Annotated in this window: 10 protein-coding genes, 1 tRNA gene and 1 pseudogene; all 12 read left to right on the top strand. The window is 42.4% G+C overall.

The features are described from left to right. Nucleotides 1-20 precede the first annotated feature (20 nt). The 12 genes and pseudogenes from QE417_RS13400 (at nt 21) to QE417_RS13340 (ending at nt 14,331) form a co-directional block, all read left to right on the top strand. The gene (locus QE417_RS13400) at nt 21-2,009 is read left to right on the top strand and encodes an ATP-binding protein (protein ID WP_311950740.1); all 1,989 of its coding nucleotides are present in this window, start codon (nt 21-23) and stop codon (nt 2,007-2,009) included. Nucleotides 2,010-2,133: 124 nt separating this feature from the next. Next, nucleotides 2,134-2,210 (top strand) — tRNA-Pro (locus QE417_RS13395). A gap of 135 nt (nt 2,211-2,345) precedes the next feature. Then, the gene (locus tag QE417_RS13390) at nt 2,346-3,644 is read left to right on the top strand and encodes a site-specific integrase (RefSeq protein ID WP_311950738.1); all 1,299 of its coding nucleotides are present in this window, start codon (nt 2,346-2,348) and stop codon (nt 3,642-3,644) included. A gap of 69 nt (nt 3,645-3,713) precedes the next feature. Then, entirely contained in the window at nt 3,714-4,436 is a 723-nt protein-coding gene (locus QE417_RS13385; RefSeq protein ID WP_311950736.1) for a hypothetical protein, read from the top strand. Between the two features lie 319 nt (nt 4,437-4,755). Beyond that, on the top strand, nt 4,756-6,264 hold the full coding sequence (gene istA / locus QE417_RS13380; RefSeq protein WP_311950733.1) for an IS21 family transposase: 1,509 nt from the start codon (nt 4,756-4,758) through the stop codon (nt 6,262-6,264). A 43-nt stretch (nt 6,265-6,307) separates the two neighbouring features. Then, nucleotides 6,308-7,056 (top strand): annotated as a pseudogene (gene istB, locus QE417_RS23655) (IS21-like element helper ATPase IstB). Between the two features lie 97 nt (nt 7,057-7,153). Then, entirely contained in the window at nt 7,154-8,125 is a 972-nt protein-coding gene (locus tag QE417_RS13365; protein WP_376717547.1) for a site-specific integrase, read from the top strand. A gap of 149 nt (nt 8,126-8,274) precedes the next feature. Continuing rightward, nucleotides 8,275-8,763, top strand: coding sequence for a plasmid mobilization protein (locus tag QE417_RS13360; protein WP_311950730.1), 489 nt, complete (start codon nt 8,275-8,277; stop codon nt 8,761-8,763). Next, entirely contained in the window at nt 8,760-9,620 is an 861-nt protein-coding gene (locus QE417_RS13355) for a relaxase/mobilization nuclease domain-containing protein (protein WP_311950728.1), read from the top strand. Before QE417_RS13360 ends, QE417_RS13355 begins: the two co-directional genes overlap by 4 nt. Nucleotides 9,621-9,640: 20 nt before the next feature. Beyond that, nucleotides 9,641-10,201, top strand: coding sequence for a hypothetical protein (locus tag QE417_RS13350; RefSeq protein WP_311950726.1), 561 nt, complete (start codon nt 9,641-9,643; stop codon nt 10,199-10,201). A 537-nt stretch (nt 10,202-10,738) separates the two neighbouring features. Next, nucleotides 10,739-13,936 (top strand): hypothetical protein, encoded by a 3,198-nt coding sequence (locus QE417_RS13345; protein WP_311950725.1) that lies wholly within the window; start codon nt 10,739-10,741, stop codon nt 13,934-13,936. 23 nt (nt 13,937-13,959) lie between these two features. After that, the gene (locus QE417_RS13340; RefSeq protein ID WP_311950722.1) at nt 13,960-14,331 is read left to right on the top strand and encodes a hypothetical protein; all 372 of its coding nucleotides are present in this window, start codon (nt 13,960-13,962) and stop codon (nt 14,329-14,331) included. Nucleotides 14,332-14,356 lie beyond the last annotated feature (25 nt).

Genomic DNA, 14,356 nt, shown 5'->3' with positions numbered 1-14,356 from the left:
ACAACCTCCTGATTAAAAGAATGCCCAAAGCACCACTGCCACAAAACGAGCAGGAACGACTTGCCGCACTGCGATCGTACCATATACTTGATACGGCAACCGAAAAAGATTTTGACGACCTAACCCAGCTGGCTTCGGCTATTTGTGGTACCCCTATTTCATTGATCAGCCTGGTTGATAAAGACCGCCAGTGGTTTAAATCGCGCTATGGTTTAAAAGCGTCTGAAACTGATAGGGCGTGGTCTTTTTGCGCACACGCTATTAACAGGCCCGATGAGCTTTTGGAGGTTGAAGATGCCAGTGCCGATGCCCGTTTTAAAGACAATGCATTGGTAACCGGCGACCCGCATATTGTTTTTTATGCAGGCGTGCCCCTGGTTGATGAGGATGGCTTTGCGCTGGGCTCACTTTGTGTTATTGACCGCGAACGCCGTAAATTAAGTAACGAACAGCAATCGGCTCTTAAAATATTAGGAGCTCAGGTTATTTCTAAATTAAAGCTTCGCAAAAAACTGGTTGAGCTTGAAGCTGCCGGAACTCGTATACAAAAATTAAATACTCTGCTTACCGCCAAAGAGCGGGAGGCTATGCAAATTATTGAGCATGCACCTATTGCTATGGCCCTGCACACTGGCGAGGAGATGAACATCAGGTTTGCCAATAAAATGATGCTTGCTGCTTGGGGAAAAGATGAACTGGTTTTTGGTATGCCTTTTAACAAAGCTTTACCCGAGCTGGCTGCGCTTGATTTTCCGCGCACTATGCGCCAAGTGTATCGCAAAGGTATTGCGTATGAGCAAACCGAAGAGCATATGTCATACGTGCACAATGGCGTACTTAAGGATTTCTATTATAATTATGGGTTTACTCCTTTAAAACTGGCCGATGGTACCGTATGGGCTATTTTGAACACCGCTGTTGATGTTACCAACATAGTAAGGAGCCGCGAAACCGTTAAACTGGCAGAGGAGCGCATGCGGCTTGCGGTACAATCGGCCGAGTTGGGCACCTGGTATATTGATGCCAATACCCGCGAGTTTACATCATCGGCAAGGTTAAAAGAAATGTTTGGCTTTTATGCCGATGAGGATATGAGCTATGAAGCCTCAATTAATCAGATCCCTGATGAGCATCGATATACGGTGATACAGGCTGTTGAAGCCGCCATTACCAAAGGTGAAGCATTTGATATAGAATACCCTATTGTTGGCTACCGCGACAATATTTTACGCTGGGTAAGAGCAACCGGAAAAGTTTACCCAGCCTCTGAAAACGGACAGGCACCTTTCTTTTCGGGCACCATGCTTGACATAACAGAACGTAAGCAGGACGATCAGCGTAAAAACGATTTCATTGGCATGGTAAGCCATGAGTTGAAATCGCCTCTAACGTCGCTCAGCGGCTTTTTGCAAATATTGCAACTCAAAGCAGGAAAGGCCAGTGATTCTTTCACCCATTCAATGGCAACAAAATCATTGAACCAGGTTAAAAAGATGACCGCCCTGATCAATGGTTTTTTAAATACTTCGCGCTTAGGAACAGGTAAAATACAGCTTAACAAACAATCTTTTGCTATTGACGAGTTAATCGCTGAAACCTTAAACGACACATCTTTAATACAGGATACTCATAGCCTTATTTACGAACCGGGCGGGCATGTTTTAATTGAAGCCGATCGTGATAAAGTAGGCAACGTTATAACGAACCTATTGAGTAATGCTATTAAATATTCACCAAAGGGAGGAGAAGTAAAAATAAGCTGTTCGGCTCAAAAGGGTATGGCTACTGTAAAAATTAAAGACAGCGGCCTCGGCATAAGCCAGGCAGATCAGGATAAGCTTTTTGATCGTTTTTACCGTGTGCAAAGCCTCGAAACCAATCACATAGCAGGCCATGGCATAGGCTTATATTTATGTGCCGAAATTATACAGGCACACGGAGGCAAAATTGGAGTTGAAAGTGAGTTGGGTAAAGGCAGTGCTTTTTGGTTTGAGTTGCCGATAGTTTAGTGATATGGATTGGATCAGTAAACGGGGGTACTAAATTTTAAAACATGTTTCCGGCAAATAGGTCAAAATCTTATATTTGTAACCCAACAATTGCAATGCATGCTTTTTGTTAGAAAATAAAGTTCGGGATGTAGCGTAGCCCGGTATCGCGCCAGCATGGGGTGCTGGAGGTCGTAGGTTCAAATCCTGCCATCCCGACCAGTTAGAAAGCATATTTAAGAGGTTTTAGGACTGATTGAGTATGCTTTTTTTGTTTTTATTCAAGGATGTTTACCCCTTTGTTTACTCCCTTGTTTACCCCCAATTTACTGCGAAACTGTCATAACACCCATCGTTATGGCTACAATAGCAATTGTACTTAAAACAACTAAGAAACTTTTAAATGGCGAGTATGCCGTCGCTCTACGAATAACTCATGACAGACAAAGCCGCTATTTTGTTATCAGCACTTTATTAACAGACCAAACCCTAAAACTTCGTTGTAAACCCGAAGAATGGAAGCCAGCAGAAGCAGAGGACAATGGCTTGGGGCGTTTCCGAAAAACATTCAAAGGATTCAAGGAATGTAACGGATTGCTGGAAACAAAGCTTGCCGAAGCTCAAAAGATACTTCGTGGATATGAACTCGAAGCTGTACCCTTTGATTTTGAAAGGTTTGAAGCTGATCTTAAAGGCAAAGCGACAGAGCAACATAAGCTTAAACCAAATACCAGTATATCTGTACAGGATTACTACAGCCAACAAATTCAGATTCTTGAAGAACAAGGGCGTGTAGGCCTTGCAGGACTATACCTTGAAGTTCAAAACATTCTAGAGAAGTTTAAACCGCAAGCATCGCTGATAGATGTTAACATTAGATTTCTTGAAAGCTTTGAGTATTGGATGCGTAACACACGGGGTAACAAGGACACTACTATCAGTGTCAAGATGCGTAATCTGCAACGAGTTATTAATCAAGCAATAGAAGATAAGCTATTCAAGCTTGAAAACTATCCGTTTGGGGAAAAGAAGTATAGCATCAATAAGCGACTAAACAGCAAAACTAAGAAGATAGCTATCACGATCGATAAGATAAGCAAGCTCAAAAAACTTGATTTAGAACCTGATTCAGCATTACACCTTGCACAACAGATGTTTTTATTTAGCTATTATAGCAGAGGGATGAACTTCATTGATATGAGTTACCTTACTTGGCAAGACATATCAGAGAGCCATATCAACTACACTAGGCGCAAGACAGGCGGACAGTTTGAGATACCGCTCAATGAACATAACAAAGGTATCTTAGACTTTTATAGAAACAAGAATAGAAGCAAAGGTAACTTTGTATTTCCAATCCTTGACCTCGCTATACATCAAACACTGAAGCAACAGTACACACGAAAGAAAACTGCCCTTAAAGCAGTCAATGACAATTTGAAGAAACTTGCTGCAATGATTGGAGAGCCTAACCTTAAACTCACTACAAACGTAGGCAGACACACTTATGCAACTGGATTAAAACGGTTAGGTGCAAATACCAGTTACATATCTGAAGCATTAGGCCATGCTACAGAGGAGCAAACGCAAACATACTTAGATAGCTTTGAGAAAGGCGCTATTGAGAGTTGGGAGAAGAAGATATTTGATCTGTAGGCTTATAAAAGGTAGTGGAGTGTTAAAGCTCAACTACCTTGCTTATCTATATTTTTCTCACCTTTGAGCATGCAATCAGTAAGGTTTTATGAGAACTGTCAGGAAAGAGGCGTTGAGCTAACCATCAGCAATAGTGCTACAATGCCCCGGCTTTACATAGACTTATTAGTTGCAATAGATGATGACAGGATTATTATCAAACATCCTCTCACAAAAAAGGAATACGACAAGTACAAAAATCAACTAGAACTTATTGACAGCATCCTTATCAAACATAATCTTATATCTAAAGGTGAATGCCGGTATCATCATGCTAACCTACTTTTCTTCGTTCTAGAATTCAATCTGAAATACAAAGACATGCTCGCTGATAAGGCAAAGGATGCCAGGTTGAAAAACTCACTTGAATTTTTAAAATTGGTCAAACCTCTTTCATCCATCCAGAAGCAGCAAGTGGAGATGTCCTTTGTTATTAATGGTATACCATTTACCTTTGAAGATCAGCCTATCCTTTCCGAGATAGTCATCAATAAACTTTCAGGTGTTTTAATGAACAACATCTGCCAGTTATATCCTAAACTCTGGGAAGAAAATTTAAAAAGAGATGCTAAAAAAATTCCTAAAGAACGTTCAACAGCAAATTCTAAGCTTCAGAACCAAGCCGTAGCAGATATTGCTAAGCTACTCATTAGCTATCTTAATAGCGAGTCTCCTACACTCAAAAACAGCAAAGCTAAAACAGATAAGAATACCTTAACAAGTAAGCAAGGTGAATTCATCTTGACTTATTGAACAGCTTAAAGATTTACGAGCCGCGTGAAATCGCCAAATCTGATAAAGGTGGAAAAGAAGCCAATTATCACGGTTTGAGAAAGCTCATCGAACGTTATTAATACTGCGCCAAAGTGGACAAAACAAACTTGAAGCTGGAGATTCTGATGAAAGTGACCATTCCATTCCGGGGCAAGCTGACCACCCATTCCGCGGCAAACTGACCAGGGTATTCCGGGCGAAAGTGACCACTGTAATAGTGTAGCTGGTGCTGAAGAGCGAACCATCCTAAGGAGGCAGACATATACACCTCCTAAGCATGGCCAACTTAACAATCAGCATGAGTAAGATAAGAAAGATCTTAAAGTTGTACAGCCAGCAGCGTCCTCTAATGAGCATAGCTGCCCAGGTTGACGCATCCCGAAACACCGTAAAGAAGTACGTATCCGCCTTTAAGGCCAGCGGCTGCACGTTTGAAGAAGTCAATTCCCTGAACGATAAGGAGCTGGAAGACTTTTTTGGCAAGACCAGAGAGCAGCCACCCAGCAGCCGTATGCAGTCCATGCTACGGTGCTTCCCCCACGTAGATAAAGAACTGAAGCGTACCGGCATGACCCGCTATATGCTGTGGGAGGCCTATATCAAAGAGTTTCCTGATGGCTACAGGTACAGCCAGTTCTGCTTTTACTACAACCAATGGAAGGCCAGGGTCAATCCAACCATGCACATGGATCACAAAGCCGGAGATAAGCTGTATGTGGATTTTGCTGGTGAAAAGATGAACCTTACCGATAAGGATACCGGTGAGATCATATCAGTAGAAGTCTTTGTAGCCATACTAGGTGCCAGCCAGCTTACTTATGCAGAGGCTGTTATGAGCCAGCAAAAGGAAGACTTTATTGCCGCCTGCGAGAATACCCTGCACTTTATCGGCGGCGTACCCGCCGCCATTGTGCCGGATAACCTCAAAGCTGCCGTAACCAAAAGCAGCCGCTATGAGCCTACCCTGAATGAGACTTTTGAGGACTTTGCCGAACATTACGGTACCACCATCTTACCTGCGCGGGCGTACCGCCCGCGTGATAAAGCGCTGGTGGAAGGTGCTGTTAAGATCCTTTATAGCAAGGTCTATGCACCTTTAAACAAACAAACCTATCATTCTCTTGCAGACCTCAATGCAGCGATATGGGAAGCCCTGGAGGTGCATAACACCCAGTTCCTCAAAGGACGTAACTATAGCCGCAGGCTTCAGTTCGAGGAAGTAGAAAGGCATACACTCACCCCGCTTCCGGTCATGCGCTACCAGTTCAAACAGCACTTCTATGCCAAAGTGATCAAGAACGGGCATGTTAACCTGGGCCCTGATAAACACTACTACAGCGTTCCTTACCGCTACATCGGTAAACGGGTAAAGCTTTTATACTCACGCACAACCGTAGAGATCTTTTCTAACTATGAGCGGATCGCGCTGCACAAACGCAATAAGAATCCTTACGGCTATACGACAGATAAAGAGCACTTGGCCACCACACACCGCTTTAAGGCGGACTGGTCACCTGATATGTTCCTGGACTGGGCGGCCTCGATCCATGAGGATGTCAGGCTGTATATCCTGAAGATACTGGACCGCAAGCAGCACCCGGAACAGGCCTACAAGTCCTGCCTGGGGGTATTGGGCTTTGCCAAGAAAGCGGGTAACGAGCGCCTGATCGTCGCCTGCCAGCGTGCTTTAAGCTATGGCATTTACAACTATAAAACCATACAAACTATCCTGGAGAACAACATGGACAGCTATGAAGAAAGCCTGTTCGCAGACGAGCTGCCTATGCCCAGCCACAATAATAATTAGAGGGGATTACAAATAAGCATTAATAACAAACAACTATAACAACATGAATCAAGACACCTTAGACAAACTGCGGAAGATGAAGTTCTTCGGCATGTTCCATGCTTTCAAAAGCAGCGTGGAAACCGGTAAAACGAATGATTATACAGCAGATGAACTGCTGGGCCACCTGGTAGATGCCGAATGGGACGACCGCCAGAACAGGCGCATTGAGCGCACGATCCTATATGCCAAGTTCCGCTATAAAGCCGCTATAGAGGACGTTCACTACCATGCTGAACGAAGTATCGACCGCAACCAGATCATGCGCTTGGCCGAATGTACGTTCATTGACCGCTTTGAAAACATCCTGGTCACTGGCAGCACCGGTATCGGCAAAAGCTACGTGGCTTCAGCTATTGGCCATCAGGCCTGTATCAGGGCTACCGGGTGTTCTATGCCAGCACGCCCAAGCTGTTTGCCAAACTCAAAATGGCTAAGGCTGATGGCTCGTATATCAAGGAGATCGCTAAACTGGAAAGGACACAACTGCTTATACTGGACGACTTTGGGATACAGCCTTTTGATGCCCAGAGCAGGGCCGCCCTGCTGGAGATCATCGAGGACCGGCACGGTAAGACCTCGCTGATCATTACCTCTCAGCTGCCGGTAAGCAAGTGGTTTGAAGTGATTGGTGAAAAGACAATTGCTGATGCTATCCTGGACCGGATCGTTCACGATGCACACCGGATAGAATTGAAAGGAGAATCGATGAGAAGAAAGCGTACACCAATAACGGCAAACAACCTTGAATAAAAATAACTTTTAAATACCTATTTTTGACAACGCTTCTTAAGCACCCGCTGCACATCTCACGTCAGCAAATTGCCTGGTCAGTTTGGCCCGGAACAGGGTGGTCAACTTCTCCATAACATACACTAAGATAGAAGGTATCGAAGAGGAGCAGACCACGTTGTTGTGGTTAATGACCTATCATAATACCGAAATCAAAAAACTGTTGGAGCCTGGTACGATGAAAAACTACTACAGTACCGAGCGTTACGTCAAAGAGTTTTTAGTCAACAAGAAGAAACGGAAAGACATCTACCTCTCACAGCTTGATTACAGATTTGTAGTTGATTTTGAAATCTATTTGCGCCAGCGCACACCGGACAAAGGGCAGCGCCCTTGCAGCAACAACACAATCATGAAACATATTGAGCGCTTACGCAAGATGATGAACATCGCGCTTAAAAATGACTGGATTGTCAAAGACCCGTTTGTAAGGTTTGAGCGGCATATTATCACCAAGGACAGGCAGTGTTTAGAGTTGGAAGAACTGGAAGCCGTCAAAGAATTGGAATTAGAAAAAGATGGACTGAAGATCGTCCGGGATAACTTTGTTTTCAGTTGTTATACAGGGCTGGCTTTTGCCGATATATGCCAGCTAAGTGACGACCATCTGGTCACCGACATCGAGGGTGAGAAGTGGATCGAAATGGTCAGGCAGAAGACCGCTAATTTCTCAGGCAAAAAATTCTATGTGCTGTTATTGCCCGAAGCCATTGCCTTGATCCGAAAATATAAAGGGCACCCAATGGCGGTTAGTGCGGGAACGGTGTTCCCGGTTTATTCCAATCAAACGACCAACCGTTATCTGAAAAGGATCAGCAAGGAAGCCAATCTGAATTTTGAATTAACTTACCATATCGCACGTCACACGTTCGCCACAACGGTGACTTTAGAAAATGGCGTGCCGATGGAAAGCGTGTCAAAAATGCTCGGTCATTCCAGCATCCGCACTACCCAAATCTATTCCAAGGTAAAAAAGAAAAAGGTTAGTTCCGACATGAAGCTGTTGCGGGAGCGGCTAAAGCAAGCTTGACCAATGCTGCCAAGGGCGGCATCAATGTCCTCACCTGGGACTACGTCCCGGTGAGGAACAGACGCTCAAGCTTCGCTTGAGCAAGAGCTGCCTAAGGCAGCATAACAGAACAAGAGGGGCTTTGCCCCAACGTGTGAGCCAGCTATGTTTTGGCTAAGCCAAAACTTGCTGGCCCCACTCATGCTATCGCATTCGTGGGGATTTATCTTAAGCTTCGCTTAAGCGGTGAAGCTGTATATCAGTATAACAAAAGCTTAACGGGTATGGAAGAGGCAAGGGTAAAAAACAAGGGAGGCAGGCCAAAACAGGCGATTAAGAAACGGGAGCATTTGGCTGTGATGTGCAGCCTGGTCGAACGGAAGGTAATTGAGAATAAAGCCCAAAGGGCAAGCATGACTGTCTCTGAATACTTGAGGGAGTTAGGCTTGCATGGTAAGGTGAAGCAAAGGTTAAGGTCACTGCCGAGGGAGGTGCTGGAATTCAAAGGTAGGCTAAATCATATTGCCGCTAACTTAAATCAAATTGCCAGGAAGCGCAATCGTAATGAAGATCTTGATGTGATGGACAGGGCTTTGCTCAACCAACAAACAAGGGAGCTTAAAAGTATAACAGATCAAATAGATGGTTATATATCATGATAGGGAAGATAGTCACAGGTAAAAGTTTCAGGGGCTGCCTAAACTACCTGCATGAAGGCAGGTTGCAGCCTACTAAAGAACTTCAACAATTGGAGGCTGCAAAAAAGCAGGCGCAGGTCATTTCCTTTAACCAATGCTTTGGCGACAAAAAGCAATTGATGAAACAGTTTGGTGAAGTCAGGTTAATGAACCCCAGGCTTTCAAAGCCGGTTTTTCATGCAACGATTAGTTTCGCTTATGCGGACAGTAACAGATTAACCATTCAGGATAAAGCCGATATAGCTACAGAACTTGCGAAGGCATTCCGGTTTGAGGATAACCAGTATGTAGCCATTGCCCATGCCGATACGAAGCATGAGCATTTACACATCGTCGCAAACCGTATCGGTTACAATGGCAAGACCGCCAGTGACAGCAACAGCTATAAACGCATGGCTGAGTTTGGCCGGAGGATGGAATTAAAATATAACCTGACACAAGTACTCAGCCCAAACCGATTTTTAAGCAAGCAGGAGCGCCAGGAACAGAAGACGAAGCCAAGGTTGGACAACCGGAAAGAATTGCTCAAGCAGCGTTTAAACACGGCTATACAAAGCAGCAAAACGATGCTGGATGTTAAGCAGCTAATGGAAAAACATGGCTATGAAGTAGAGCTTGGCCGGGGCATCGCTTTTACAGACCAGCAGCATGTGAGGTTTAAAGGAAGCCAAGTTGGCTTCGCTTTGGCAACCATAGAAAAGAAACTTAAGCAACAACAAAACCAACAGGCTAAACGGCAAGAGGTTCAACCGAATACTTATCTGAAACGGGATAGAGAGGAAAACGAAATCAAAGAACGGAAAGGAATGAGATTATGAGCAGCAGTAACGAGTTGTCAATGGACGAGTTGACGTTAAAGGAAATCTTAGCAGAACAGATAGAAGAAGCTAAAGCTACGAGAAAATATATTACAAAACTTGAGCGAAGTATTGCTGACCGCGACCAAGTGATTAAAGATATATTGGTAAGCTTTGAACAAAAGACCAGTGACTTAAAAGTCGAAATACCTAAGCCCGACCTGTCGGAGGTTACTGCAACGCTTGACGTTAAGCTCACAAACATTCAACAAGCAGTTGAAAGGAAGCCTGTTCCAGTGATCCGGCAGTTTCGATTTTTGCTATTCCCTGAGACTAATACAGAGCATTATTATAAAATTATTTTTGGCAGGATTCTGCCTTGGTTGGTAATAGTGCTTATATCGACTTATCTGTTTTCTTTAGGCAGCGATTGGTTGAACAATCAGCAAGTTATAGAGCTACAAGAAATTGAAACTAACATTAGCGCAAGGGCGTGGAGCAAACTCTATGATAAAGCAAATAAAAGGGACAAGAAAAAGTTAGATGAGCTTTGGGAGCGTGCAAGGAAAAAGACAATTCATACGCCGACCAATAGAGATTAATAGCAAAACAACAATCCTTCCCGCTGTGCCAGCAAAGATACCTTACGCCGGGACAAACGGTAAAGGCTATATAAACGGGCATTCGCATGCCCGGCCTTGACCGTTTGCCCGCCTACAGCTGCGGGTTGCTTACAGCTGAGTAAGGATGGTTCTGCGTGCAATCATTCAAAAGAGGGGCAAAGTCGTTCATTTTTTGAATGACTCTGTTAATAATGTTTGCATCTGCCTTAGGCAGGGGTAACTCACATGATTATTATATTCGATTTTTTATAAATAAGCATTGTAATATATGATTAAATATAGGCTACTATCATAGTATATTCAGAAAGCTAAATAAAATCTATAAACTCTATTGGCCTTATAGAGATTTTAATTATTTTAGCAGAGTAATGTTGAATCACGACTCATTGTTGCAGAAGCTCGTTAATTTATATTACAGGCAACGCAATACAGGTTTTACGTAATCACTTTGAGGTAAATTAAATAACGCCCCCTTAATATTACGGACAAACTCAATAATAACCTAAACTTAGTCATATGCGCAACTTTATTCTTAAAGTATTATTTTTCATCATCAGCACAGCTCCTTTAATTTCTCTTGCACAAGGAAACATAAATGTAACTCCTCCAACACCTGACGCTACTTCTTTGGGGAAATTCACTGATATTCCAGTTTCACTTTATACCGGTGTACCTAAAGTTTCTATTCCAATTTATGAACTATCAGTAGGCGAAATAAAGTTCCCAATTTCAATTGACTATCATGCAGGTGGTATCAGAGTCGATGAAATATCAAGTACGGTTGGACTGGGTTGGGCTTTAAATGCTGGAGGTATGATTGCTAGAACAGTTTACGGCCGTGTCGATTCCGAACAAGGACTTCCCGATTTTTTCTCATTTAATCCAACTACACCAACAGGTTACACATATGCGCGAAATGTAGTTGATAATATTGAAGATAGTAAACCGGATCTTTATACCTTTAGTATGCTTGGGAGAGGCGGACGTTTTTTTCGTTCACAGGGGCAAGCTTACACAATCCCGTATCAAAAAATTCTAATCAAAGACAATATTATAACTGATGAAAATGGCCTGAAATATTTTTTCTACGCCATGGAATCAACGCATATTGACAAAGTTGGAACTTGTACGCTAGGTCCGCAAGGAATGAATTTGGATCAAGATCTGGACAATATCGTTTATTACCTAACTCGCATTGAATCACCTAATGGAAGATTTATAAATATAGAGTACGAGTCTATCGGATATTCTTATACGCAAAACACAACGCAAACAGACTATTTAGCTGAACCTAACCAAAATGGTTGTCCGATTATCACAGGTTCGATTAACTGTAAAAGTGTTGCTCAAGTGCTTGGTATGAGAATAAAAAGAATTGTCGCTGATGATTTACGAGAAATTAAATTTGACTATGATGTGGCTATTCGTAAAGATTTGCCTGGAACAAACGCATTAACAGGGATAAAGATATTTTACAAGAGTGAATTGCGTAAAAGCTTCTCATTAACTACTTCTTATTTCGAGTCTTGGGACATTGAAAGTAATATTAACAACCCAGATTTTTATAGGCTTAAACTTGATGCAGTTACCGAGGAAGGAAAACCACCCTATTTATTTGAGTACAATTATGGATCAAATAAAAAAATGCCAAATCGCGGCTCATATGCCCAAGATTTTTGGGGTTATTATAATGGTAAATTGTTGAATAGCTCTTTGCTGCCTAAAATTGTTGCACCAACATATGGACAGATTGATGGTGCTGATCGAAATGCTGATAATGATTTCATGCAATACCTTGTTTTGAAAAGATTCGTTTTCCCCACTGGGGGATTTACGACTTTTGAATACCATGCAAATGAATACACAATACCTGCAGGACAGCCTTCCGGAAATTTCACAACCGTTACCAGGACCTTTGGTAATACAAGTGTAAATACAGCGCAGCCAGAGGTGTTTTTTATTCCGGAAAATGCTATCAATGTAAAGCTATCATTCACCTATTCAGATTGTCCAGGCGTTCCTGCGATGGGTAATTCCTGCTATGTGAATTTAGTGCGTGCCGATGATCCAACAAAGTCACTATCTATAATTAATCCTGACCAAGGACCTCTGCTGCTTCCCGGTTATATTGAATCCACTCAAAGTGTTCTGCGAGGCCATTCCTATTATGTGAGTACCACGAGTGAGGGATGCAATTGTGGAGGCATTTTGTCCTGGGAAGAGATTAGTGAAGATATTTCGAGCGTGCCATCAACCCGGTTAGCAGGTGGGCTAAGAGTTGACAGAATAGTTTCGAGCAAAAATTCTTCAGACCCCTCACCTCTGATTAAGAGTTTTCAATATTTAAATCCCAGCACGGGTTTCTCCAGTGGTTATTTTGAAGGAATTCCGAGGTTTTCTTACATCTATAAAGATGCAAAAATAATTCAAAATGTTGTCTTCGATTGCAGCTATCTATGTCGAATGGGCAATGGGGTATGGCCTGTTAGTACGTTGAATGGAAGTCCTGTTATTTACGAATACGTCACTGAATTTGATGGGCTTAATGGGCAGAATGGTAAAACTTTGACACAATTCTCCGTCACTCCCGACATTTACGGCTCAGCACTTGAAGTGCCTTTTTCAAATATAACTTCCTACGACTTTTTGAGGGGGATGCAGTTGGAAAAAATTACCTATCGTTTAAACAATAATCAATTTGAACCAGTAAAAAGAATCACAAATAAATACAAAGTATACCATAATCCGCAACAGTTTTGGGCTTTTAGAGGTAATGAATCCAACAACGAAAAAAATATTGTTGGAATGAACTTAATTCAAATTGGAACTGCATTTAACTCGCCATACACAACTGAAAACACGTATGCATATTTTAAATATGCACCATATAAATTGGTGTCTGCTTGGAGTCATCCTATTTCTACCACTGAGTACTTATACAATGGTATTGATACGGCTTCTGCGGTCATAACATTAACCAAGCATTATTATGACAGACCGGAGCATATACAATTAACCCGAACTGAAAGCGCAGATAGCAAAGGCAACTCGTGGAAGGCTATATTTAAATATCCATTCGAGTTTTCAGGTACTCCCGTTTACGATAGTTTGACTTCAAGGAATATTATAAATCCGATAATTGAGCAATTACAATACAAAAAGATAGCTGGGACTGCAACATGGAAGCTTTTAGAAGTCAAAAAAAATGAATTTGGCTTTTACAACGGTAGTGTTTTGACCTTGCCATCCATTACAAAGAAAGGTTATACTGATTCTATATTGGTTAATGAATTAGTGATTGATCGATATACTACAAAGGGCAATCTTGCTCAATATACAGAGAAGAATGGGCTAACAAGCTGTATTCTTTGGGGGTATAATCACAGTTATCCCATCGCGAAAGTCACTGGCGCTAATTTCGACAACATTTTAAGTGCCTTGGGTCAGGCCGATGTAGATTTGGCTTTTCTACAAGATTTTGATACTCAAAATCTTACTCCTTTATTGAATCTTCTAAGGACGCACTTTTCCAGTCAACCAGAGATTCAAGTTACAACATATACGTATGAACCTTTAATAGGAATGACATCAATGATAGATCCTAAAGGTCAGATCACAACTTATGAATATGACAGCCTCCAGCGGTTAAAAACTGTTCGTGATCATAATGGAAAAATTGTGAAGAATGTAGAATACCACTACCAAAACAATTAATAAAATATAAAACCTAACAGTTGATGAAAAAGAAATTTTGCATAATACCTGTATTGCTTTTGATAATACAAACCAGTTATAGCCAGCAGAAGGATCTCCAACAATTGCAAAAACAGCAATTACGTCAGGACAGCGCGAGAGGTAAACAGCGGATGTATTACCGCCAGTCCTTACATATCGATTCAGCGAAGGCACAACAGGTGGCGCAGGTGCAAGATGAGTACAAAGCAGGCTTGAACGCATTGATGGCAGAAACAGGCTTGAGCCAGGAGCAAAGGAAACAGCGGGTCAAAGCACTGATGCAGGAAAAGAACCGGAAACTGAAAACGATGCTGACACCAGAGCAGCAGGCGAAGATCATCCCGACCACAGAGCGTACGCCTGAAAACCAATAACCCGAACAACCACTATCTCACACCT

The sequence above is a fragment of the Mucilaginibacter terrae genome (genome assembly GCF_031951985.1).
Classification (GTDB): domain Bacteria; phylum Bacteroidota; class Bacteroidia; order Sphingobacteriales; family Sphingobacteriaceae; genus Mucilaginibacter; species Mucilaginibacter terrae_A.
This window is presented reverse-complemented; position numbering and strand designations above follow the sequence as displayed.